The organism is Pseudomonas sp. R4-35-07 (genome assembly GCF_003852235.1).
Taxonomy (GTDB): Bacteria; Pseudomonadota; Gammaproteobacteria; order Pseudomonadales; family Pseudomonadaceae; genus Aquipseudomonas.
The window spans coordinates 5380430-5403579 of the sequence record NZ_CP027732.1; the positions used below are offsets into that span (position 1 = coordinate 5380430).

The 23150-nt window shown below is 62.0% G+C and carries 19 protein-coding genes; 9 read left to right on the plus strand and 10 right to left on the minus strand.

The features are described from left to right. Positions 1–114: 114 nt before the first annotated feature. The 7 genes from C4J89_RS24655 to pilM form a co-directional block, all read right to left on the minus strand. On the minus strand, positions 115–1686 hold the full coding sequence (locus C4J89_RS24655; RefSeq protein WP_124415776.1) for an SPOR domain-containing protein: 1572 nt from the start codon (positions 1684–1686) through the stop codon (positions 115–117). 10 nt (positions 1687–1696) lie between these two features. Further along, on the minus strand, positions 1697–2797 hold the full coding sequence (gene aroB / locus C4J89_RS24660; protein WP_124415777.1) for a 3-dehydroquinate synthase: 1101 nt from the start codon (positions 2795–2797) through the stop codon (positions 1697–1699). Between the two features lie 125 nt (positions 2798–2922). Then, on the minus strand, positions 2923–3441 hold the full coding sequence (gene aroK, locus C4J89_RS24665) for a shikimate kinase AroK (RefSeq protein WP_003171222.1): 519 nt from the start codon (positions 3439–3441) through the stop codon (positions 2923–2925). Positions 3442–3445: 4 nt separating this feature from the next. Continuing rightward, positions 3446–4828, minus strand: coding sequence for a type IV pilus secretin PilQ (locus C4J89_RS24670; RefSeq protein ID WP_124415778.1), 1383 nt, complete (start codon positions 4826–4828; stop codon positions 3446–3448). 12 nt (positions 4829–4840) lie between these two features. Continuing rightward, the gene (locus tag C4J89_RS24675) at positions 4841–5812 is read right to left on the minus strand and encodes a pilus assembly protein PilP (RefSeq protein ID WP_124415779.1); all 972 of its coding nucleotides are present in this window, start codon (positions 5810–5812) and stop codon (positions 4841–4843) included. Further along, positions 5809–6360 carry a PilN domain-containing protein gene (locus C4J89_RS24680; RefSeq protein ID WP_124415780.1) on the minus strand — a complete coding sequence of 184 codons (552 nt, stop codon included), beginning with the start codon at positions 6358–6360 and terminating at the stop codon, positions 5809–5811. The genes C4J89_RS24675 and C4J89_RS24680 overlap by 4 nt, the downstream gene beginning before the upstream one ends. Further along, a complete protein-coding gene (pilM, locus tag C4J89_RS24685) occupies positions 6357–7013 on the minus strand; it encodes a type IV pilus assembly protein PilM (RefSeq protein ID WP_164487608.1) in 657 nt (218 codons plus the stop codon). The genes C4J89_RS24680 and pilM overlap by 4 nt, the downstream gene beginning before the upstream one ends. A 220-nt stretch (positions 7014–7233) precedes the next feature. Between pilM and C4J89_RS24690 the strand changes: the two genes are divergently transcribed. Beyond that, positions 7234–9696: a penicillin-binding protein 1A gene (locus C4J89_RS24690; RefSeq protein ID WP_372238991.1), complete on the plus strand. Its 2463-nt coding sequence runs from the start codon at positions 7234–7236 to the stop codon at positions 9694–9696. Positions 9697–9838: 142 nt separating this feature from the next. Here C4J89_RS24690 and C4J89_RS24695 read toward each other — a convergent pair whose 3' ends face one another. From C4J89_RS24695 to rpmE, 3 genes are all read right to left on the minus strand, one after another. After that, positions 9839–11107 carry a malic enzyme-like NAD(P)-binding protein gene (locus tag C4J89_RS24695; RefSeq protein ID WP_124364741.1) on the minus strand — a complete coding sequence of 423 codons (1269 nt, stop codon included), beginning with the start codon at positions 11105–11107 and terminating at the stop codon, positions 9839–9841. A gap of 181 nt (positions 11108–11288) precedes the next feature. Then, positions 11289–12095 carry a thermonuclease family protein gene (locus C4J89_RS24700; protein ID WP_124415783.1) on the minus strand — a complete coding sequence of 269 codons (807 nt, stop codon included), beginning with the start codon at positions 12093–12095 and terminating at the stop codon, positions 11289–11291. 14 nt (positions 12096–12109) lie between these two features. After that, positions 12110–12346 carry a 50S ribosomal protein L31 gene (rpmE, locus tag C4J89_RS24705; protein ID WP_003237330.1) on the minus strand — a complete coding sequence of 79 codons (237 nt, stop codon included), beginning with the start codon at positions 12344–12346 and terminating at the stop codon, positions 12110–12112. A gap of 251 nt (positions 12347–12597) precedes the next feature. Between rpmE and C4J89_RS24710 the strand changes: the two genes are divergently transcribed. From C4J89_RS24710 to phaZ, 8 genes are all read left to right on the plus strand, one after another. Next, the gene (locus C4J89_RS24710; protein ID WP_124415784.1) at positions 12598–14817 is read left to right on the plus strand and encodes a primosomal protein N'; all 2220 of its coding nucleotides are present in this window, start codon (positions 12598–12600) and stop codon (positions 14815–14817) included. A 237-nt stretch (positions 14818–15054) separates the two neighbouring features. After that, positions 15055–16791 carry an arginine--tRNA ligase gene (gene argS, locus C4J89_RS24715; RefSeq protein ID WP_124415785.1) on the plus strand — a complete coding sequence of 579 codons (1737 nt, stop codon included), beginning with the start codon at positions 15055–15057 and terminating at the stop codon, positions 16789–16791. A gap of 1 nt (position 16792) precedes the next feature. Beyond that, positions 16793–17494 (plus strand): SPOR domain-containing protein, encoded by a 702-nt coding sequence (locus C4J89_RS24720; RefSeq protein WP_124368642.1) that lies wholly within the window; start codon positions 16793–16795, stop codon positions 17492–17494. Between the two features lie 224 nt (positions 17495–17718). Then, positions 17719–18249: an ATP-dependent protease subunit HslV gene (gene hslV, locus C4J89_RS24725; RefSeq protein ID WP_003171209.1), complete on the plus strand. Its 531-nt coding sequence runs from the start codon at positions 17719–17721 to the stop codon at positions 18247–18249. Between the two features lie 37 nt (positions 18250–18286). Beyond that, positions 18287–19624 carry an ATP-dependent protease ATPase subunit HslU gene (gene hslU / locus C4J89_RS24730; RefSeq protein ID WP_124415786.1) on the plus strand — a complete coding sequence of 446 codons (1338 nt, stop codon included), beginning with the start codon at positions 18287–18289 and terminating at the stop codon, positions 19622–19624. A 149-nt stretch (positions 19625–19773) separates the two neighbouring features. Next, positions 19774–20151 carry a gamma-butyrobetaine hydroxylase-like domain-containing protein gene (locus C4J89_RS24735; RefSeq protein WP_124364747.1) on the plus strand — a complete coding sequence of 126 codons (378 nt, stop codon included), beginning with the start codon at positions 19774–19776 and terminating at the stop codon, positions 20149–20151. A gap of 248 nt (positions 20152–20399) precedes the next feature. Next, positions 20400–22079 (plus strand): class II poly(R)-hydroxyalkanoic acid synthase, encoded by a 1680-nt coding sequence (gene phaC, locus C4J89_RS24740; protein ID WP_124364748.1) that lies wholly within the window; start codon positions 20400–20402, stop codon positions 22077–22079. A 149-nt stretch (positions 22080–22228) separates the two neighbouring features. Continuing rightward, entirely contained in the window at positions 22229–23074 is an 846-nt protein-coding gene (gene phaZ, locus C4J89_RS24745; protein WP_124368646.1) for a poly(3-hydroxyalkanoate) depolymerase, read from the plus strand. The last annotated feature ends 76 nt before the right edge of the window (positions 23075–23150 follow it).

Genomic DNA, 23150 nt, shown 5'->3' on the forward strand with positions numbered 1-23150 from the left:
CGACTCAAAAGCTACCGTGACGCAGACACCACAAAGCGCGCGGCCTTCAGGGCTGCACGCTGTTGTAGTTTTTTGAGGTGCCGGGAGGGCGGCCTGGGTAAGGCCGCCGGATCTTCAGCGAGTTGTTGCCAGTTCTTGTTGAACGCTGGCAACAGTGCGAGGCCAAGGTTTACCAGCCTGAACCTTCGCTGGCAAGGCCTTGATGGCGGAATCGGCTGCGGCGCGGCTTGGGAAGCTGCCGTAGGTGATCACATACAGCGGCTTGCCGTTGAGCACTTTCTTGAAATAACGGTACTGGCCGCCCTGCTCTTTGACGAACGCCTGGGCGTTGGCCTCGGAGCTGGTGCCGAGTATCTGCACCACGAAGTTGCCGGTGGGCTGGCTGCTGTACCAGCTGCTGCCGGCAGCGCCGGCCTTGGCAACGGTGGCCGCCGGTTTTTCCGCAGGCTTGGCCGCTGGAGCAGGCGTTGGCGCGGGCTTGGTCACCGGCGCAGGCGCAGGCTTGGCTGTGGCAACCGTCGGCGCGGGGGTCGGCTTGGCAGCTGGCGCAACCGGTGCAACGGGAGTCGCTGGCGTACCGGCAGGCACGCCCGCAGGTGGCGCGGTGGTGGTCACGGTTGGCGGTGTCGCGCTGGAGCCTTCCACCGGCACGCCGTCGTCGCCTTCGGAGATACCACCGGCTTCTTCGGCCAGTGGGCCGCGCATCACAGGTTGGCCGACCATCGGCAGGTTGGTCGGTTGGCCGGAATTGGCGAATTCGACGTTCGGCGTGGGCTTGCCCAGTGGCAACTGCGCCTGTTCGGTTGGCGCGCCAGCGGTTGCCGGTGCCTTGCTGCGGCCTGGGATCAACCAGGCGGCGGCAACAGCGACCACGACAACGGCAGAAATAGCCAATACGTGCTTCTTAGGCATAGTGAACCCCATCTTTGGACGCTTGACCGCAGAGCGGCTGGCAATCATGGCTTCGATCATTGCATCGCGGGCAACCTGATTGATGTTGCCAGGCCAGCCATCGGAGCTTTCGTGAATATCAGAGATCTGCGCAGCGGAGAAAAGTTCGATACCCGCCCCCGCGCCCTCGAGGCGTTGAGCCAGGTATTCGCGGGTCTCTTCTTCTTCGTACGGCTGCAATTCGATGACGTGGAACAGCTCTTGGTCACCGCTGATCTGCTCCAGATCGGCGATCAGTGACGACTCGCCAAACAAGAACACATGGGGACGCCCTTCCGGGGTACCCGCCGCCAGCGCCAACAGGGCTTCCAGGGCAGATTCGTCGAGCTGCTCGGCGTCATCCACCAACAGATAGACTTCCTGGCCGGTCAGGCCCAGTTGCACCACCTGTTTGAGAATCGCGTTCGGCTCAGGGTTGGCCACGTCCAACGCCTGCGCCACCTGGCGCAACACGCCGGCCGCGTCACCGGCACCACGGGCCGAGACGACGACGCTCTGCACCGATTGCTTGTTGGTGCTGGCAACCAGCGCCTGGCGCAGCAAGGTCTTGCCGCTACCCAACGGCCCCGTCACCACCAGCAGCAACTGGCTGTAGCGCGCGAGATGGTGCAATTGCCCCAGTACCGGCTTGCGCTGGGCAGGGAAGAATTTGAAACCAGGCACCCGAGGCGCGAAAGGGTCGTGGCTCAGGTGGTAGTGGCCGAGGAACGCCTCGTCGGCATGCAAACTAGTCATCGGGATCTTATTAACCTTTAAGCTGGGCCAGGGCGCGGTAATCCGCTCCCAGCGTGGCCTGTAAAATCTCTTTCGGATAATCGTCGGTCACCACCGCTTCGCCCATGTGGCGCAACAGCACCAGTCGCAGTCGACCGTCGATCACTTTCTTGTCTATCGCCATGTGTTCCAGGAAATCCGCCTCGCTCATTTCAGACGGCGGAATCACCGGCAAACCGGCGCGCTGGAACAGACAGATACCGCGATCACGCTCCTGGACGCTGATCCAGCCCAGGCGCTGCGACATTTCCAATGCCATCACGGTGCCAGCCGCTACGGCTTCCCCATGCAGCCACACACCATAGCCCATGTGGGTTTCGATCGCATGGCCGAAGGTGTGGCCCAGGTTCAGGGTAGCCCGCACACCGGACTCCCGTTCGTCGGCATTCACCACCAACGCCTTGGCCGCACAGGAGCGGGAAATCGCTTCGGTGAGTGCCACCTGGTCGAGGGCGCGCAAGGCGTCCATGTGTTCTTCCAGCCAGGTCAGGAAGGGCTCGTCGCAGATCAGCCCGTACTTGATGACTTCCGCCAAGCCCGCCGACAGCTCGCGCGGGGGCAGGGTGTTGAGGGTTGCGGTGTCAATCAGCACGGCCTGCGGCTGATAGAACGCGCCGACCATGTTCTTGCCCAGCGGGTGGTTGATACCGGTCTTGCCGCCCACCGACGAATCGACCTGGGACAGCAGCGTGGTCGGCACCTGGATAAAGTCCACGCCACGCTGGTAGCAGGCGGCCGCGAAGCCGGCCATGTCGCCGATCACACCGCCGCCCAGAGCGACCACGGTGGTACGGCGGTCATGCCGTGCGCTCAGCAGGCCATCGAAAATCAGTTGCAGGGTTTCCCAGTTCTTGTGGGCTTCGCCGTCGGGCAGGATCACCGAGATCACCGAGTACGCCGCCAGGCTGCGGCTCAGACGCTCAAGATACAGCGGCGCCACCGTTTCGTTGGAGATGATCGCCACTTGCCGACCGGCAATATGCGGTGCGAGCAGCTCGGGCTGGTCCAGCAGACCTTCGCCAATATGGATCGGGTAGCTGCGCTCGCCTAGATCGACCTTAAGTGTCTGCATGTGTCCCCGCGTTGAAGATATTTTGACGACCGGTAACGCCTGGATCAGACGCTGCCTGATGGCTCTACGCCACACCCCGCGAGGTCATGGCGCGCCGCCGAGAATAGCGCATTTGCGGCCAGGCTTTAACGGGGTGGTAGCCGTTGCAGGCGCTCAAGAATGTCGAGTACCACCATTCGCGGCGGCCGTTCATCGGTTTCCACCACCAGATCGGCGATTTCCCGATACAGCGGATCACGCAGCGCCAGCAGGTCTCGCAAGGTTTTTTCCGGGTTGGCCGTGCGCAGCAACGGGCGATTGCGATCACGGGCGGTGCGGCCCACCTGCTGCTCCACCGAGGCATGCAGGTACACCACGCGACCACCGGCGTGCAGGGCGCGGCGATTTTCATCGCGCATCACCGCGCCACCGCCGGTGGCCAATACCACGCCATCGCAGCCGCACAGCTCGGCAATCATTGCCTGCTCGCGGTCGCGAAAGCCCAGCTCGCCTTCCTTATCGAAGATCCATGGGATATTGGCACCCGTGCGCAATTCAATTTCCTTATCGGAATCTTTGAATGGCAGGCGCAGCTCTTTGGCCAGCAAACGGCCGATGGTGCTTTTTCCAGCCCCCATCGGCCCTACAAGAATCAAATTTCGCACAGAATCAACGACTCACAGCAATCGCCTGGTTATTCATGATACGCGGAGTCAGGAATACCAGCAGCTCGGATTTTTTCTCCGCCCGCACATCGCGCCGGAAAAGGCGGCCAAGATACGGCACATCGCCTAAAAATGGCACTTTATCTACCACTTTGCTTTGGGTATTGGAGAAAACCCCGCCGATGACAATGGTCTCGCCATCCTTGACCAGGACCTTGGCATTGACCTCGTTTTTCTTGATCGGTGGAACGTCGTTGAGTTTGTTCAGATAGTCGGGCTCGTCCTTGGTGACTTTGACCACCATGATCACATGATCGTCGGGGGTGATTTGCGGCGTGACCTCCAATGACAGCGAGGCTTCCTTGAACGACACCGAGGTTGCGCCCTGGGACGTGGATTCCTGGTAGGGGATCTCGGTGCCCTTGAGGATGCGTGCGGTTTCCTTGTCCGAGGTGACCACCTTGGGCTGTGAGACGATTTCGCCGTTGCCGGACTTTTCCATGGCGGTCAGCTCAAGGTCCAGCAGCAGGTTGTCGGTGATAAAGGCCAGTCCCAGGCCCGAGGTGGCGGTCAGCGAACCCAGGTCGACGAAGGGTGAGCTGGGTGGGTTCTCTGGTAGCTGCGCGCCGTCCGCCTGGGGCTTGGGGATACCGCCGGCGCTCCAATTGCCGCGATTGAGCCGCCCACCCCAGCGTGCGCCCAAGCCTTTGTCGTAATCGACATTGGCCTCGACGATGCGCGCCTCGATCATCACCTGGCGCACCGGCACATCCAACTGCGCCACGATCCGCCGCAGTTCTTCCAGCCGCTCTCCAGTCTGGTAGGCGATGATATTGTTGGTGCGGTCGTCGACCGCCACCGAGCCGCGCTCGTCGGTCGCGCCTTCAAAGCCGGTCACTGACTGGAACAGCTTGGCCAGGTCCGCTGCCTTGGCATAATTGACCTGCAGCAACTCCCGGCGTAACGGTGCCAGCTCAGCCATCTGCTTGCGCGCCTCCAACGTCAGCAGTTCGCGAGCGGCCAATTCGTCAGCCGGCGCCACCAGCAATACGCCGGCCTTCACCCGTTTGTCCAACCCCTTGGCTTGCAGCACCAGGTCCAGCGCCTGGTCCCAAGGCACCTCCTTGAGCCGCAGAGTGATCGAACCTTGCACCTCGTCACCGGCCACCAGGTTGAGGCCTGCGACATCGGCGATTTGCTGCAGCGCTGCGCGCAAATCGATGTTCTGGAAATTGAGATTCAGCTTGTCGCCCGTGTGGCCGACCGAAGCAGCACTTTCGGGCGGCGGCAATTGGATCAGGTCGAGGCGATTGGGTACAGCAGCAGCCGTCGGCGCCGTGAACGCTATCCATAGCGCCACACCGAAGCACGAGAAAATCCTTTTCATGGTTTGATTCCGTTATGAGTTGACGTTCATTACCAGGGTTCGCGGGCGCTCCAGCCAGAGGCCCTGTTCATCGGGAAAGCGCTCGATCAGCTCGACATGACTGTCCTGGATGGACATGACCTGGCCATGATCGGGCCCGAGGTAGTCACCGACCGCCAGCCGATGCACTGTCGGTCCGGCACGCAATAGCGCGAAGGTCTGTCCACCGCCCGACAGCGTACCGACCATGGCGAACTGCTCGATTGCGATGCCCTCCAGCAGCCCGCGAGGCCGAGTGAGATCCGGAGCAAGGGCCGCTCGCCCAGGCGTGTGCTCCGCTTGCAAGGCGGGCCGTTGAAACGGGTCGCGCAGGGATGATGAGTCATAAACAAAGCGCGGAGCCGGGACGACCGCCTGGGACGCGCTGCCGCCTGGGGACGCACTTCGATAGGCCTTGGCCAACAGGTCAAGACGCAACAATGCCCCTTCAGGCCGCACCGCCACGTCATGCACCGTGACGATGCGCTGCAACCCGCCCAGGGCGCTGACGAACGCCGCCAAGTCGTGATAGGCCCCCGTAGCGGCAATCTTCAAGGGCTGCTCGACATGGAACGGCAGCGACGCCTCATCCAGCACCTCGACGCCCTCGATCCAGACGCCTTTGGCAACCGCCAGCCGGGCGATGTCCTCCAGCAAGCCCGGTACGGAGGACTCACCGGACAACTGCCCTTGAAGGCCCGCGACAGTCTCTTCCATCGCCCTGACTTGTTCGGTGTACGCCTCAAGCTCGGCGGCCAAGCCGGTTTTTTCTTCAAGCTGCGCTTGCAGCGCCTGCTCCCGAGCCTCGAGGCCGTGCAGTCGCTCCCGCGAAGCCCCCAGGTAAACCCCCTCTCCAAGCAACAGCACCAAGCCGGCCAGCGCACAGCCAAGCAGGGCCTTTCCAGGCCAGGGCCATTTTGCAGCGTTGTAGGAGAGTGCGGAAAAGTCGAGCCTGGGCAGGCTCATGGTTGCGCCTCGATGGTTTCCCCCTGACGCACCATCAACTGAAACTCGTGATCGCCGCGCTCGCCCTCTGCCCGCACCCGCTCGAGCCGCGCGGAGTGGCCTCCCTGTGACGCCTCCAACCGACGCATCAACTGGGCGATATCCTGATTGCTGTCGGCACTGCCACGGATGCTGATCGTATCGCCACTCGCGACCACTTCATGCAGATGAACGCCATCGGGCATCGCGCGCGCCAACTGATCGAACAGCCGAGCACCGGAAGATCGCGCATCGTGCAGGTCCTGCACGACCTTCATGCGCTGTGCCAATTGCTGGCTTCGCTCCTGCAGGTCGTCGATGGTCTTGATGCGTGAGTCCTGCACGGCGACATCCCCGTTCAGGCGCACATTGCGGGTAACCTGCCGGTCGATCGCCTGGTCGATCACCTGGTCAGCCAGCCACACCGCCGCGAGCGCCAGGCAGGCAAATACCAGCAACAGTGCCAGGAAATATTTGCGGCGCCGCTCCGCCAGCAACCGGCGCCAGGGCAAAAGATTGATTCGTGTCATCCAGCGAAACTCCTCAGGGCTAACCCGCAAGCCACTCCCATCCCCTGGGCATCGACGGCCCATTGTGCGCCATCGACTCGATGACCCGGCGTGAAGCTGGCAAAATCCTGACGGCAAGCGCGCTCCAATGCAAACGCTTCGACATCCACTACCTGTGTCACCAGCCCGGCCAGGGCCAGCGCCGCCTCGCGGGCCTCGACCTGCTCACGCAGGCACGCCACCAGCAACACCTCGACCCGCCCCGCTTCCTGGGGCGATGGCCCGCGCACCTGAAAATCGATGGCGACCTCGTCCAGAGGATAAGGAATGTACTGGTCGGCCTCCATCTGTATCTGCCAGGCCATCTCTTCGTCGCCCAGGTCCGTGTCCATTTCGATCACCCGCGTAATGACCGAAGGGCCCGCCACCGCGACGGCCGCGTGCCTGGTGCCACTGTGCAAGCGGGATAAAGCCTGGTGCAGCGCCCGCCCTACGCCGTCGAGGTCAAGCAATGTGCCATCGACCACCGCATGTGCCGGCAATACCTGCGTGACATACCCCTGAATGCTGAAACCTTGCGCCGAACGGCCCAGCTCGACCAGCTTGATACCCTGGTCATTGATGTCAACGCCGAGGACGACGTCGAGTTTTCGCCTGAAAAATCCCTTTCCCATAAAACTCCCTAAAGCTTTGCCTGTCTTACCGCCTGATTGCCGCCGGGCAGCGTGCATTCGGTCGACTTGTTTGAGCCGCGCGAATGACGCCCGAAGGCGAAAATGCTTTAATGCCCAGCGTTTTTTCCCGCTTTTTATCTGCTGCCCGGGTCGATCCATCGTTTGCCATGCATGCCCCGACGCGTAACTCTTTCATTTCTCTGGAAATCCAAAAGCCTTGATTCGTCTGCTGAAGTTTTTCGGGTACTCCATTGTCGCGATCGTCTGCGGGCTGCTGCTCGTACTCAGCGGGGCCTACCTCTACCTTAGTCCGGGTTTGCCGTCCGTAGAGGCTCTCAGAAGTATCCAGTTGCAGATTCCTTTGCGGGTCTACAGCAGCGATGAAAAACTGATCGCGGAGTTCGGCGAAATGCGCCGCACCCCGATCCGTTTCGCCGACATTCCACCCAATTTCATCAGCGCGTTGCTGTCGGCTGAAGACGATAATTTCGCCAACCACTACGGCGTCGACCCCAGTAGCCTGGTACGCGCAGCCACGCAGTTGGTAAAAAGCGGACACATTCAATCGGGCGGCAGCACCATCACCATGCAGGTGGCGAAGAACTTCTTCCTCACCAGCGAGCGCAGTTTTTCGCGCAAGGCCACCGAGATCCTGCTGGCGCTGCAGATTGAACGTCAGCTGACCAAGGATGAAATTCTCGAGCTGTACGTCAACAAGATTTACCTGGGCAACCGCGCCTACGGCATCGAGGCGGCTTCCCAGGTGTACTACGGCAAGTCGATTCGTGATGCCAGCCTGGCTCAGATGGCGATGATTGCCGGCCTGCCCAAGGCGCCGTCGCGCTTCAACCCCTTGGCCAACCCGGCGCGCAGCAAGGAGCGTCGCGACTGGATCCTGGGGCGCATGTACAAGCTGGGCAAGATCGACCAGGCCGCCTACGAAAGCGCGGTGGCCGAACCGTTGAACGCCAGCTATCACGTGCCGACGCCGGAAGTGAATGCGCCGTATATCGCCGAAATGGCGCGTGCCGAGATGGTCGGCCGGTATGGCAGCGAGGCCTACACCGAAGGTTTCCGTGTTACTACCACCGTTCCAAGCAACTTGCAGGAAATTGCCAACCATTCGCTGCACGAAGGCCTGATCACCTATGACCAGCGCCATGGCTATCGCGGCCCTGAATCGCGCTTGCCGGGCAAGACCCTGAGCGCCTGGACCACCGAGCTGGGCAAACAGCGCTCCATCAGTGGCCTGGAGCCAGCCATCGTCACCCAGGTGAAGAAAGACGGCGTGCAAGTGCTGACCCGCACCGGCGAAGCGCATGTGGCGTGGGACAGCATGAAATGGGCGCGCCCGTTCCTGAATACCAACAGCATGGGCCCGATGCCCAAGCAGCCGTCCGACGTGGCGCAGGTGGGTGATTTGATCCGCGTGCAGCGCCAGGCGGATGACAGCCTGAAATTCAGCCAGGTCCCGGTCGCCCAAGGCGCCCTGGTGTCCCTCGACCCGCAAAACGGTGCGATCCGCTCCCTGGTCGGCGGCTTCGCCTTCGAGCAGAGCAACTACAACCGCGCCACCCAGGCCAAGCGCCAGCCGGGCTCGAGCTTCAAGCCATTCGTCTACAGTGCCGCGCTGGATAACGGCTATACCGCCGCCAGCCTGGTCAACGACGCACCGATCGTGTTTGTCGATGAGTACCCGGACAAAGTCTGGCGCCCGAAGAACGACACCAACACCTTCCTCGGCCCGATCCGCATTCGCGAGGCGTTGTACAAGTCGCGCAACCTGGTGTCGATCCGCCTGCTGCAGGCGATGGGCGTGGGCAAGACCATCGATTACATGACCCGCTTTGGCTTCGCCAAGTCTGATCTGCCGCCGAACCTGTCCCTGGCCCTGGGTACCGCCACTCTCACGCCGATGGAAATCGCCACCGGCTGGAGCACCTTTGCCAACGGCGGTTACAAAATCTCGCCATACCTGATCGACAAGATCGAAAGCCGCAATGGCGACACCCTGTTCACTGCCAACCCGCCACGGGTGCCCGGCGATGTGGTCAACGGTGTGGCGGCGACCGATGGTCTTGCCGCACCTAGCAACGGCGGCATCACCATCGAGCCGACCCCAGGCACGACGCCTGCCGCAAATCCCCCCGCGCCGGCCGAGCCGCAAGCACCGGCAGTGGCTGAACGCATCGTGGACGGCCGCACCACCTATATCCTCAACAGCATCCTGCAAGACGTGATCAAGAAGGGTACCGGCCGGCGCGCATTGGCCCTCGGCCGCGCGGACATCGCTGGCAAGACCGGTACCACCAATGAATCCAAGGATGCCTGGTTCTCCGGCTACAACGGCGACTATGTGACCACCGTATGGACCGGTTACGACCAGCCGGAAAGCCTGGGCCGTCGCGAATTCGGCGGTACAGTCGCGCTGCCGATCTGGATGAGTTACATGGGCGCGGCACTGAAGGACAAGCCGCTGCACACCCAGCCGGAACCGGAAGGCATCCTCAGCCTGCGCATCGACCCGGTAAGCGGCCGCGCAGCCTCGCCGAGCACGCCGAACGCGTACTTCGAACTGTTCAAGAGCGAAGACACACCGCCGTCGGTCAACGAGCTGGGCAACGGGGTTGCACCGGGCAGCCCGCTGCCGGCGGATGAAGGTGCGCCGATCGATCTATTCTGATGACGCGCACGGCTTTGTGGTCAAGCACATGTGACGCGGAGCGTCACGGGGTGCATTCCCACGCGGAGCGTGGGAATGATCAGCCACAAAAAAGCCCCGACTCGCGAGAGCCGGGGCTTTTTTGTGGGTGCGCTACAACGGATTAGCCGTTGAACACATCATCCACGCTTTTGAGCGGGTAGTTCTTCGGATACGGCAGGGTTGCCACACCAGTCTCGATTGCAGCCTTGGCCACGGCATCGGAGATCAGGGTGATCAGGCGCTTATCCATCGGTTTGGGAATGATGTACTCACGCCCGAATTCCAGCTTGGCGCCACCGTAGGCGTCGCATACATCCTGCGGCACCGGCAGCTTGGCCAGTTCACGCAGGGCGTTGGCGGCCGCTACTTTCATCTCTTCGTTGATGCGCTTGGCGCGAACGTCCAGGGCGCCACGGAAGATGAACGGGAAGCCCAACACGTTATTGACCTGGTTCGGGTAGTCCGAACGGCCGGTGGCCATGATCACGTCGCTGCGGGTGGCGTGCGCCAGTTCCGGGGAGATTTCCGGGTCAGGGTTGGAGCAGGCGAACACGATCGGGTTCGGCGCCATCGACTTCAGGCCTTCGGCGCTCAGCAGGTTCGGGCCGGACAGGCCGACGAACACGTCGGCACCGTCGAGGGCATCCGCCAGGGTGCGCTTGGAGGATGGGTGGGCGAACATTGCCTTGTACTGGTTCAGGTCGGTACGCTCGGACTGGATAACGCCCTTGCTGTCGACCATGTAGATGTTTTCCAGCTTGGCGCCCATGCTGATGATCAGCTTCATGCAGGAAATGGCCGCAGCACCGGCGCCCAGGCAGACGATTTTCGCCTCGCTCAGGGTTTTGCCGGCGATTTCCAGGGCGTTGATCATGCCGGCCGCAGTAACGATCGCGGTGCCGTGCTGGTCATCGTGGAATACCGGGATGTCGCACTGTTCGATCAGGGCCTTTTCGATCTCGAAGCACTCAGGTGCCTTGATGTCTTCCAGGTTGATGCCACCGAAGGTGATGGAGATGCGCTTGACGGTGTCGATGAAGGCCTGCGGGCTTTCGGAGTCGACCTCGATGTCGAAAACGTCGATGCCGGCAAAGCGCTTGAACAGCACGCCCTTACCTTCCATGACCGGCTTGGAAGCCAGTGGGCCGAGGTTACCCAGGCCCAGGATCGCGGTGCCATCAGAAATCACTGCAACCAGGTTGCCCTTGCCGGTGTACTTGTACGCCAGCTCGGGGTCGCGGGCGATTTCACGTACGGGCTCGGCAACGCCAGGGCTGTAGGCCAGCGACAGGTCGCGGGCGGTGGCAGTGGCTTTGGTGAGCTCTACACTCAGCTTTCCTGGACGAGGATTGGCATGATATTCGAGAGCGGCAGTTTTCAAATCAGACATATCGGCATTCCGCTTTTACTGTTGGTCGACGGACCGCCGAGGATACGCGTGTCGTAAAGCCCCTACAAGACTGGTCGGTCACAGGTGTCAAGGCCCTGCAACAGCGTACTTTAGTCTAAAGCCACGGGATACAAGGGCTTGACTGTTCACAATCGACTGAAAAAATGTCTACAATTTTTTATCATTGCACCAATTTGAGCATGCCGGGATCGGTAATCGGCAGCAGCCAACGTGCCTGGCCGCTTTTGCGCCCACCACGCCGAGAGCGATCCTGCACCCAGCCACGCGCCTCGATTGTCTTGCCTTGCAGACCATCGAGCATGGCAGTGTCGAATTGATGGGCCAGATCGGGCGCAACGCGTAATACCAGTGAACCCTGCAATTCGATCCAGGTTCCGGCGCGATTGCGTTCGATCTTGCTGACACGGCCGCTGACCAGGGCGAAGCCGGACTGCTTGAGCCGGGCCACTCCTTGCACCGGCGATTGCCGCCACAGGCCCAGCCCTGCCTGGCGCGCCGTGTGCTCAGCCGCCTGCTGACAGGCAACGAGGTCGACGTTGGGCGCGACACCCACCTGAAAACCCAGGCCCTCGGCCAGTAATTGGGCTTCCAGGTTCTTGCCGTCGGCGCTGTAAAGGTGCGCCAGGGTGCGCCCATAGCGATCCTTGGCCTCGCGACCCGGCACCAGCCCGACGCGTCCTCCACTGGCCCTCACCAAGGCTTGCAAGCGCTGGCGCGCGGCGATGGCAAAGGGCTCGTCAGCGCGGCCCTTCTTGCCGGTTTCCGGGGCGTTGAGGCCGATCAGCCGCACGCTGCGGCCATCCTTGAGGCGCACGGTGTCGCCGTCCACCACGCGCTGTACTTCTACACGCGCCACGGAGGCCGGCGCCGGGCAAAACACCTGGGCCTGGGCCGCGCCGAACCAAATCCCAGGCACAAAAAAGGCGCCCACAAGGGACGCCTTTTTCAACAGCTGGCAAAAGCCCATAAGGCCTTTGAGCCTTACTCTGCTGGAGTAGCAGCAGCAGGCTTCTTGCCGAAAGCACCAAAGCGATCTGCGAAGCGCTGTACACGGCCGCCGGTGTCCAGAGTTTTCTGCTTACCGGTGTAGAACGGGTGGCACTCGTTGCATACGTCAGTACCCAGTGGCTTGCACAGGTTCGAACGAGTCTCGAACTTGTTGCCGCAGCTGCAGGTGACTTCGATGGTTTCGTACGCTGGATGGATATCGGCTTTCATGGCACTTCCTCGGGCTAGCGTGCCGCCACTCGACACTATTGTCGAATACCGCACGTAATTAGGCCGCGAATTCTAACAGACCTTTTCAATCGCGCAAGCGGCGGTGACGGCCGAGTACGCCCTTTCATCAGAAAATCCCGGCGCCTGCGCAAGTCTCTCCTTCCTGCAGCAGAGACGGGACACCTCCACCGTCGGTCTGCTAGGCTCCCGCCCCTGCGCCACCGCCTGCCTTTATAGATGAGACTTCTCGCGTGCCCGACGCCATTTTGCGCCTAGCCCTGCCCTCGCCCCTGCGCCGCCTGTTCGATTATCGGGCCCCGGCCGGTGTGCCACGTGCGCAGCTGGAGCCAGGCATGCGCGTGCGCGTGCCGTTCGGGCGCCGGGAAATGATCGGCATCCTGGTGGAAGTCACCGACCACAGCGAAGTGCCCGCCGAAAAACTCAAGCCGGCCATCGCCATCCTCGACACCACCCCGCCGCTGCCGCCCGCGCTGTTCAAGTTGTGCCTGTGGACCGCACAGTATTACCAGCACAGCCTGGGCGATACCTTGAGCTGGGCGCTGCCGGTGCTGCTGCGCCAGGGCGAACTGGCCGAAGCGCGCCAGGAGCGGTTCTGGTCGATGACGCCCGGCGCCCGCCTGGATGACCCGCGTATCGCCCGCGCCCCGCGCCAGCGTGAAGCCCTGGCCACCCTGGCCCAGCACCCGCATGGCGTCGCCCATCAGCTCTTGAGCAAGCTGATGCTGAGCAAAGACAGCCTCGACCTGTTGCTCGCCAAAGGCCTGGTGCAGGTGGAAATCCGCAAGCATGCCCCCGACCCGCGCCACGAACACTGGCTGGCGCAACCGGAGCTGCCGTTGAACCCCGAACAGCGCGCCGCCTATGAAGCGATCCGCGCCGGGTTCGACAGCTTCCACGCGTTCCTGCTGGCCGGCGTTACCGGCAGCGGCAAGACCGAAGTCTATTTGCAGTTGATCCGCGAAACCCTGCAAGCGGGTAAACAGGCGCTGGTGCTGATCCCCGAGATCAACCTCGGCCCGCAGACCCTGGCGCGTTTCGAACAGCGTTTCAACGCCCGCATCGCGCTGGTGCACTCGGCGGTCAACGACCGTGAGCGTCTGGAGTCGTGGCTGGCGGCGCGGGACGGCGAAGCCGACATCATCATCGGCACCCGCTCGGCGCTGTTTACCCCGATGAAAAATCCGGGGCTGATCATCATCGACGAAGAACACGACGGCTCCTATAAACAGCAGGAAGGCCTGCGTTACCACGCCCGCGACCTGGCGCTGGTACGCGCACGCCAGGAAGACATCCCGATTGTGCTCGGCTCGGCCACGCCTTCCCTGGAAAGCCTGCATAACGCCTACACCGGCCGGTATGGCCTGCTACGCCTGAATGAGCGCGCAGGTGGCGCCAAACAGCCGCGTTTCCTGCGCCTGGATGTAAAAAGCCGTCCGCTGGACAGCGGTATTTCCGGCCCGATGCAGCAAGCCATCGGCCAGACTCTCGCCGCCGGCCAGCAAGTGTTGGTGTTCCTCAATCGCCGTGGCTTTGCGCCGACGCTGTTGTGCCATGACTGTGGCTGGATGTCCGAATGCGAACGCTGCGATGCGCGCATGACCGTGCACCAGCGCTACGGCGAATTGCGCTGCCATCACTGCGGCCATGTCGAGCCGGTGCCGCGCCACTGCCCGCAATGCGGCAAGGTCGACCTGCGCCCGGTCGGCGCGGGCACCGAGCGCGCCGAAGAGCGCCTGGGCATTCTGTTCCCGGATTACCCGGTACTGCGGGTGGACCGCGACAGCACCTCGCGCAAAGACGCGATGAACCAATTGTTCGCCACCATCCAGAAAGGCCAGCCGTGCATTCTGGTTGGCACGCAAATGCTCGCCAAAGGGCATCACTTCCCACGGGTGACCCTGGTGTCGATCCTGGATGCCGACGGTGGTTTATTCTCCGGCGACTTCCGCGCCAGCGAGCGCATGGCGCAGTTGATCGTGCAGGTCGCCGGCCGCGCCGGGCGCGCCGAAGAGCCGGGCCGGGTGATTATCCAGACACACCTGGCCGACCACCCACTGCTGATTCAACTGACCGAGCAAGGTTACTTTGCCTTCGCCGAGCAGGCATTGAGCGAACGCCGCGCCGCCGGGCTGCCGCCGTTTTCGCACCTGGCACTGCTGCGCGCCGAGGCGCATAAACCGGGCCAGGCCGAAGCCTTTCTCGACGAGGCCTGCAGCGCCGCCGAACGTTTGCTCGCCGAACTGGGTCTGAGCGGCATCGAACTGCTCGGCCCGGTGCCCGCACCGATGGAGCGCCGCGCCGGGCGCTATCGCGCGCAGTTACTCTTGCAGGCAACGTCCCGCGCACCGCTGCATCGGCTATTAAGTAGCTGGTTGCTTGCCCTGGAGCAAATGCCCAGCGGCCGGCAAGTGCGATGGTCGCTGGATGTAGACCCGGTAGATTTGTATTAAGCCGTTCCCTGTAGGAGCGAGCTTGCTCGCGAAAAACGTTAACGATAACGCGGTATCCTGATTTCACGCGGCGCCCTCGGGTTTTTCGCGAGCAAGCTCGCTCCTACAGGGAGGCACAACGCCCTTAAACAGCTCCACAGGTCTGGAACGGTTGGCAAGCCCGCCCTCGCCACGGATAATGCCCAGTTTTTCCACCTGCGCATCGCGCGCCGCCGCTTGCGGTCGAAAGAGAACACCATGAAAGACACCATTCGCCAGCTGATCCAGCAAGCCCTCACCCAACTCGTCAACGAAGGTGTGTTGCCTGAAGGCCTGTCGCCGGCGATCCAAGTGGAGAACACTCGCGACAAGACCCACGGCGACTTCGCCAGCAACATCGCGATGATGCTGTCCAAGCCCGCGGGCATGAAACCCCGCGACCTGGCGGAAAAAATCATCGCGGCGCTGCCGGCCGACGCCAGTGTCACCAAGGCCGAAATCGCCGGCCCAGGCTTTATCAACTTCTTCCAGAACACCCAGGCCCTGGCGTCGCGCCTGGATGCCGCCCTGGCCGATGCCAGCATCGGCGCACGCAAAGCCGGCGACAGCCAGCGCGTGGTCATCGACCTGTCGGCACCGAACCTGGCCAAGGAAATGCACGTTGGCCACCTGCGCTCGACCATCATTGGCGACGGCGTGGCGCGGGTACTGGAATTTCTCGGCGACACCGTGATCCGCCAGAATCACGTGGGCGACTGGGGCACCCAGTTCGGCATGCTGATGGCGTACCTGCAGGAAAACCCGATCACCAGCAACGAACTGGCCGACCTGGAAAACTTCTACCGCGCCGCCAAGAAGCGCTTCGACGAATCCGCCGAGTTCGCCGACCGCGCGCGCAGCCTGGTGGTCAAGCTGCAAGCGGGCGACAAGGAATGCCTGGAACTGTGGGGTCGTTTCCGCGATATCTCGCTGTCCCACTGCCAGGAAATCTACGAACTGCTCAACGTCAAGCTGACCATGGCCGACGTGATGGGCGAAAGCGCCTACAACGATGACCTGATCAACGTGGTCAACGACCTCAAGGCCGCAGGCCTGCTGGTCGAGAGCAACGGCGCGCAGTGCGTGTTCCTTGAAGAATTCAAGACCGCCGAGGGCGAACCGCTGCCGGTGATCATCGTCAAGGCCGATGGTGGCTATCTCTACGCCACCACCGACCTGGCCGCCGTGCGCTACCGCAGCGGCGTGCTCAAGGCCGACCGCGCGCTGTATTTCGTCGACCAGCGCCAGGCCCTGCATTTCCAGCAGGTGTTCGAAGTGGCGCGCCGCGCCGGCTTCGTCACTCACCCGATGCACATGGAACACATGGGCTTCGGCACTATGAACGGCGCCGATGGCCGCCCGTTCAAGACCCGTGACGGCGGCACCGTGAAGCTGATCGACCTGCTGACCGAAGCCCAGGAACGCGCCTACAGCCTGGTGAAGGAAAAGAACCCTGAGCTGGCCGAGGCCGACCTGCGCAACATCGCCCGCGTGGTAGGCATTGGCGCGGTGAAATACGCCGACCTGTCCAAGCATCGCACCAGCGACTACAGCTTCAACTTCGACCTGATGCTCAACTTCGAAGGCAATACCGCACCGTACCTGCTGTACGCCTACACCCGCGTGGCCGGTGTATTCCGCAAACTGGGCAAGGACTTCAGCGAAGTCGAAGGCCAGATCGTGCTGGACGCACCCCAGGAGCAGGAACTGGCCGCCAAGCTCGCGCAGTTCGGCGAAGTGCTCAACAGCGTCGGCGAGAAAGGCACGCCGCATATCCTCTGCACCTACCTGTACGAAGTGGCCGGCCTGTTCTCCAGCTTCTACGAGAATTGCCCGATCCTCAGCGCCGACGATGAAGCCCAGAAGCACAGTCGCCTGCGCCTCGCCGCATTGGCTGGACGGACCCTCAAGCAAGGCCTGGAGCTGCTGGGCCTGGAAACTCTGGAGCGCATGTAAGTTGGCCGCCAAGAAAAAACCTGCACCCAAGCGCGGCGCCAGCCGCTATCAGGCCCCGGCCAAGCAGCCGATTCCGGGTTGGCTGTGGATGGCCATCGGCCTCACGGTCGGCGCATTCGTGGTATTTCTGATGAAGCTGGAGCCCGGCCAGGGCGATGACGTCAAGCGCGTCAAACAGGAGCAGCAGAAAGCCACGAAGATCGCCGAGGCCAACAAGACCGCACCAAGCCCCACGGCGCCGGTGAAGCCCAAGTACGATTTCTACACACTGCTGCCGGAATCGGAAGTGATCGTGCCGCCCGACGCCGTGCCGGAGAAAACCCTGCCGACGCCGCAAGTGCCGACCACGCCGGTGACGCCTGCGGAAGCGGCGAAAATCGACACGGCGCGCGCCCAGGCGGCATTGGCAGGTATCACCCCGCCGCCGGCACCTCCAGTGGCAGAGACCAAGGCCGCACCGGTGACCAAGTTCTTCCTGCAAGCGGGCTCGTTCCCGAAACAGGCGGATGCCGATCGTGTGCGGGCGCAGATCATTCTGCTGGGTCAGGCGGTGACGGTGGAATCCGGCACGGTGAAGGACGCGACCTGGTATCGCGTGCTGGTAGGCCCGTTCAGCAACCGCGAGCAGTTGACCGTGGCGCAGAAACAATTGGCCGGCGCAGGGTTTAGCAACCTGCTGTTACAACAGCGCCAGAGCCGCTGATCATCCCTCATGATCGTTCCCACGCTCCGCGTGGGAATGCAGCCGTGACGCTCCGCGTCACAAGAGAAGACGCAGAGCGTCAATTGCGGCATTACCACGCAGAGCGTGGGAACGATCAGTCCACCACTCATCCCTGCGACCGTCCTACGGTTGAAATCCCCTCCGCCACCCCCATATCAGTTTCCATCAGGGCATTTTCGCCCCGCTGCGTGGAGACTCTCCCCTTGACCACCATCGTTTCAGTACGTCGCCACGGCAAAGTCGTCATGGGCGGCGACGGCCAGGTTTCCCTGGGTAATACCGTGATGAAAGGCAACGCCAAGAAAGTGCGTCGCCTGTACCACGGCCAGGTGCTCGCCGGGTTCGCAGGCGCGACCGCCGACGCCTTCACCCTGTTCGAGCGTTTCGAAGGCCAGCTTGAAAAGCACCAGGGCCACTTGGTGCGCGCCGCCGTCGAACTCGCCAAGGAGTGGCGCACCGACCGCTCCCTCAGCCGTCTTGAAGCTATGCTGGCGGTCGCCAACAAAGACGCGTCCTTGATCATCACCGGCAACGGCGATGTGGTTGAACCTGAACACGGCCTGATCGCCATGGGTTCGGGCGGCGGCTATGCACAGGCCGCGGCCAGCGCGCTGTTGAAGAAAACCGATCTGTCGGCGCGTGAAATCGTCGAGACCGCGCTGGGTATCGCCGGTGATATCTGCGTGTTCACCAACCACAACCAGACCATTGAGGAGCAGGACCTCGCCGAGTAAGCCGTAGGCTTATTCCCGCTTGAGGCCGCCAAACACTATGTCCATGACTCCCCGCGAAATCGTCCATGAACTCAATCGCCATATCATCGGCCAGGACGATGCCAAGCGCGCCGTTGCCATTGCGCTGCGTAACCGCTGGCGCCGGATGCAACTGCCCGAAGAGTTGCGCGTTGAAGTAACGCCAAAGAACATCCTGATGATCGGCCCGACCGGTGTTGGTAAAACCGAGATCGCCCGGCGTCTGGCCAAGTTGGCCAATGCACCGTTCATCAAGGTCGAAGCCACCAAGTTCACCGAAGTGGGCTATGTGGGCCGCGACGTCGAATCGATCATTCGCGACCTGGCCGACGCCGCCTTGAAAATGCTGCGCGAGCAGGAAGTGACCAAGGTCAGCCACCGCGCCGAAGACGCCGCCGAAGAACGCATCCTCGATGCCTTGCTGCCACCGGCACGCATGGGCTTCAACGAAGATGCCGTGCCGTCGTCAGACTCCAACACCCGTCAGCTGTTTCGCAAGCGCCTGCGTGAAGGCCAGTTGGACGACAAGGAAATCGAGATTGAAGTGGCCGAGGTGTCCGGCGTCGATATTTCCGCGCCACCGGGCATGGAAGAAATGACCAGCCAGTTGCAGAACCTGTTCGCCAATATGGGCAAGGGCAAGAAGAAAAGCCGCAAGCTCAAGGTGAAGGAAGCGCTGAAACTGGTGCGCGACGAAGAAGCCGGGCGCCTGGTGAATGAGGAAGAACTCAAGGCGAAGGCCCTGGAAGCGGTCGAGCAACACGGCATTGTGTTTATCGATGAGATCGACAAAGTCGCCAAACGCGGCAACTCCGGTGGTGTCGATGTGTCTCGCGAAGGCGTACAGCGCGACCTGCTGCCGCTGATCGAGGGCTGCACGGTGAACACCAAGCTGGGCATGGTCAAGACCGACCACATCCTGTTTATCGCTTCCGGTGCGTTCCACCTGAGCAAGCCAAGCGACCTGGTGCCGGAGCTGCAAGGTCGCCTGCCGATCCGCGTGGAACTCAAGGCGCTCACTCCGGGCGACTTCGAGCGCATCCTCAGCGAGCCGCATGCGTCGTTGACCGAGCAGTATCGTGAGCTGCTGAAAACCGAGGGCCTGGGCATCGAATTCCAGGCGGACGGTATCAAGCGCCTGGCGGAGATTGCCTGGCAGGTCAACGAGAAGACCGAGAATATCGGTGCGCGGCGTCTGCACACGCTGCTTGAGCGCCTGCTTGAAGAAGTGTCGTTCAGCGCCGGGGACATGGCAGGCTTGCAGAATGGCGTGGCGATCAAGATCGATGCGGATTACGTCAACAGCCACCTGGGTGAATTGGCGCAGAACGAAGACTTGTCGCGGTATATCCTGTAAGCCTCACACAGAACTGCTTTGCTTAAAATGTGGGAGGGGGCTTGCCCCCGATTGCAGTGGGTCAGCTACAGATAAGCTGACTGATCCACCGCTATCGGGAGCAAGCCCCCTCCCACATTGTTAAGCCGGTTTATTCAGGATTATCTCCAATGTCGAAATTTCCTACTGCTGTAAACCTGCACAAAACCTCCAACACCCTCGGCCTCACCTACGGCCCCGACGAGGTTTACCAACTGCCCGCCGAATTCCTGCGCGTGCACTCACCCTCCGCCGAGGTCCAGGGCCACGGCAAACCCATCCTGCAATTCGGCAAGCTCAACGTTAAGTTGATCAAGCTGGAACCGGCCGGCCAGTACGCACTGAAATTGACCTTCGACGACGGCCATGACAGCGGGCTGTTCACCTGGGACTACCTGTATCAACTGGCCGTGCGTCAGGACGCGCTGTGGGCGGATTACCTGGCCGAACTGAAAGCTGCCGGAAAAACCCGCGACCCGAGTCAGTCGGTCGTGCGCCTGATGCTCTAGCCCAGGCTTCTTGCTCTTTAGAGGGCATTTTCTAATTTCATCTGCTTGAATGCCCTGTCTGGTGGCCAACGATTGGCCCGCTTGCGAAAAAAATTAAACTCGGGTAACCAATGGAACTGGCAAGTTCCCTGCATTTGACGATGCGGTATCAACGGTCACCCGAGTCGCAGTACCAGGCTGGTGTCGTGTATCGAAATGGGTGCGCAGCAATCGCCGGTACTCGTCTTTCGGACAATGGAGCGTCGTAGATGAGTAACAAGAATAACGATGACTTGAAACGCCAGGCCTCTGAAAACACCCTGGGGTTGAACCCGATCATCGCGTTACGCAAAAAGGATCTATTGGCCTCGGCGAAGATGGTGCTGACCCAAGCCATCAAGCAACCGTTACACAGCGTCAAACACGTCGCCCATTTTGGGGTGGAGCTCAAGAACGTGATGTTCGGCAAATCGGCGCTGGTGCCGGAAAGCGACGACCGCCGCTTCCACGACCCGGCCTGGAGCCAGAACCCGCTCTACAAGCGCTACCTGCAGACTTACCTGGCGTGGCGCAAGGAACTGCACGACTGGATCGGCGATAGCAATCTGTCGGAACAGGACATCAGCCGTGGCCACTTCGTGATCAACCTGATGACCGAAGCCATGGCCCCCACCAACAGCGCAGCCAACCCGGCGGCGGTCAAACGCTTCTTTGAAACCGGTGGCAAAAGCCTGCTCGACGGCCTGTCCCACCTGGCAAAGGACATGGTGCACAACGGCGGCATGCCGAGCCAGGTCAACATGGGCGCCTTCGAAGTGGGCAAGACCCTGGGCATCACCGACGGCGCCGTGGTGTTTCGCAATGATGTGCTGGAGCTGATCCAGTACAAGCCGATCACCGAGCAGGTGCACGAGCGCCCGCTGCTGGTGGTGCCGCCGCAGATCAACAAATTCTATGTATTCGACCTGAGCCCGGAGAAGAGCCTGGCGCGTTTCTGCCTGCGCAATGGGCAGCAGACCTTTATCGTCAGTTGGCGCAACCCCACCAAGGCCCAGCGCGAGTGGGGCCTGTCGACTTACATCGAGGCGCTCAAGGAAGCAGTGGATGTGATCAGGGCGATTACCGGCAGCAAGGACGTGAACATGCTGGGCGCCTGCTCCGGCGGCATCACCTGCACCGCGCTACTGGGCCACTACGCGGCGCTGGGCGAGAAGAAGGTCAACGCCCTGACCCTGCTGGTGAGTGTGCTGGACACCACGCTGGACACCCAGGTGGCGCTGTTCGTCGATGAACAGACGCTGGAAGCGGCGAAGCGCCATTCCTATCAGGCCGGCGTGCTCGAAGGCCGCGACATGGCCAAGGTATTCGCGTGGATGCGGCCCAACGACTTGATCTGGAATTACTGGGTCAACAACTACCTGCTCGGCAACGAGCCGCCGGTGTTCGACATTCTGTTCTGGAACAATGACACCACGCGCCTGCCGGCCGCGTTCCATGGCGACCTGATCGAGCTGTTCAAGAACAACCCGCTGGTGCGCGCCAACGCGCTGGAAGTGTGCGGTACGCCCATCGACCTCAAGCAAGTCACGGCCGATATCTATTCACTGGCCGGCACCAACGACCACATCACACCCTGGCAGTCCTGCTACAAGTCGGCGCAATTGTTTGGCGGCAAGGTGGAGTTCGTGCTGTCGAGCAGCGGGCATATCCAGAGCATCCTCAACCCGCCGGGCAACCCCAAGTCCCGCTACCAGACCAGCGAGGGGCTGGCGGGCACTGCGCTGGAGTGGCAGGAAAACGCGACCAAGCATACGGATTCGTGGTGGCTGCACTGGCAGGTGTGGCAGGCGGAGCGGGCGGGTAAGTTGAAAAAAGCGCCTACGACATTAGGCAGTAAGACCTATGCTGCCGCCGAAGCGGCGCCAGGCACCTATGTACATGAGCGGTAGATTGGAATGAGATCCAAATGTGGGAGGGGGCTTGCTCCCGATAGAGATGGATCAGTGTCAGGTGTGCTGACTGACACACCGCCATCGGGAGCAAGCCCCCTCCCACATTTTGACCCCATTTCTCCTGTAATACTTCACAGGGCTTGAGCATGCCGCAACCGTTCATCTTCCGCACTATCGACCTGGATGGCCAAGCCATCCGCACGGCGGTACGACCGGGCAAGCCGCACTTGACGCCGCTGCTGATCTTCAACGGCATCGGCGCCAACTTGGAGTTGGTGTTTCCGTTCGTGCAGGCCCTGGACCCGGACCTGGAGGTGATCGCCTTCGACGTGCCGGGCGTGGGCGGTTCCTCCACGCCCAACCGGCCCTATCGCTTCCCCGGCTTGGCCAAGCTGACGGCGCGCATGCTCGATTACCTGGACTATGGCCAGGTGAACGCGGTGGGCGTGTCGTGGGGCGGAGCGCTGGCGCAGCAGTTTGCCTATGACTACCCGGAACGGTGCAAAAAACTGATCTTGGCGGCCACGGCGGCGGGTGCGGTGATGGTGCCGGGCAAGCCGAAAGTGTTGTGGCTGATGGCCAGCCCCAGGCGTTATATCCAGCCGTCCCACGTGGTGCGTATTGCGCCGATGATTTATGGCGGCTCGTTTCGCCGCGACGCCAAGCTGGCCGCCGAACATGCCAGCAAAGTGCGCTCGGCCGGTAAGCTGGGCTACTACTGGCAACTGTTCGCGGGGCTGGGCTGGACCAGCATTCACTGGTTGCACAAGATACGTCAGCCCACCCTGGTATTGGCCGGGGACGACGACCCGCTGATCCCGCTGATCAACATGCGCCTGCTCGCCTGGCGCATCCCCAATGCACAGCTGCACATCATCGATGACGGCCATTTATTCCTGATCACCCGGGCGGAAGCCGTGGCGCCGATCATCATGAAGTTTCTCGAGGAAGAGCGCCTGCGCGCCGTGATACATCCGCGCCCGGCGGTGTGAAGGATCGCACCACCGCGCAACTTGCCAGGAACCGACTATGGTTCTGAATTGGCGTGCCTCTTGATGGCTTGACGAA

Bases quoted from the DNA above. Each gene is read 5' to 3' on its own strand.
- C4J89_RS24675 (WP_124415779.1), bottom strand. From the start codon at position 5,812: ATGAGCCTGCCCAGGCTCGACTTTTCCGCACTCTCCTACAACGCTGCA.
- C4J89_RS24655 (WP_124415776.1), bottom strand. From the start codon at position 1,686: ATGACTAGTTTGCATGCCGACGAGGCGTTCCTCGGCCACTACCACCTG.
- C4J89_RS24695 (WP_124364741.1), bottom strand. From the start codon at position 11,107: ATGTCTGATTTGAAAACTGCCGCTCTCGAATATCATGCCAATCCTCGT.
- aroB (WP_124415777.1), bottom strand. From the start codon at position 2,797: ATGCAGACACTTAAGGTCGATCTAGGCGAGCGCAGCTACCCGATCCAT.
- hslU (WP_124415786.1), top strand. From the start codon at position 18,287: ATGTCCATGACTCCCCGCGAAATCGTCCATGAACTCAATCGCCATATC.
- phaC (WP_124364748.1), top strand. From the start codon at position 20,400: ATGAGTAACAAGAATAACGATGACTTGAAACGCCAGGCCTCTGAAAAC.
- argS (WP_124415785.1), top strand. From the start codon at position 15,055: ATGAAAGACACCATTCGCCAGCTGATCCAGCAAGCCCTCACCCAACTC.
- phaZ (WP_124368646.1), top strand. From the start codon at position 22,229: ATGCCGCAACCGTTCATCTTCCGCACTATCGACCTGGATGGCCAAGCC.
- C4J89_RS24670 (WP_124415778.1), bottom strand. From the start codon at position 4,828: ATGAAAAGGATTTTCTCGTGCTTCGGTGTGGCGCTATGGATAGCGTTC.
- C4J89_RS24680 (WP_124415780.1), bottom strand. From the start codon at position 6,360: ATGACACGAATCAATCTTTTGCCCTGGCGCCGGTTGCTGGCGGAGCGG.
- rpmE (WP_003237330.1), bottom strand. From the start codon at position 12,346: ATGAAAGCCGATATCCATCCAGCGTACGAAACCATCGAAGTCACCTGC.
- pilM (WP_164487608.1), bottom strand. From the start codon at position 7,013: ATGGGAAAGGGATTTTTCAGGCGAAAACTCGACGTCGTCCTCGGCGTT.
- C4J89_RS24700 (WP_124415783.1), bottom strand. From the start codon at position 12,095: ATGGGCTTTTGCCAGCTGTTGAAAAAGGCGTCCCTTGTGGGCGCCTTT.
- C4J89_RS24735 (WP_124364747.1), top strand. From the start codon at position 19,774: ATGTCGAAATTTCCTACTGCTGTAAACCTGCACAAAACCTCCAACACC.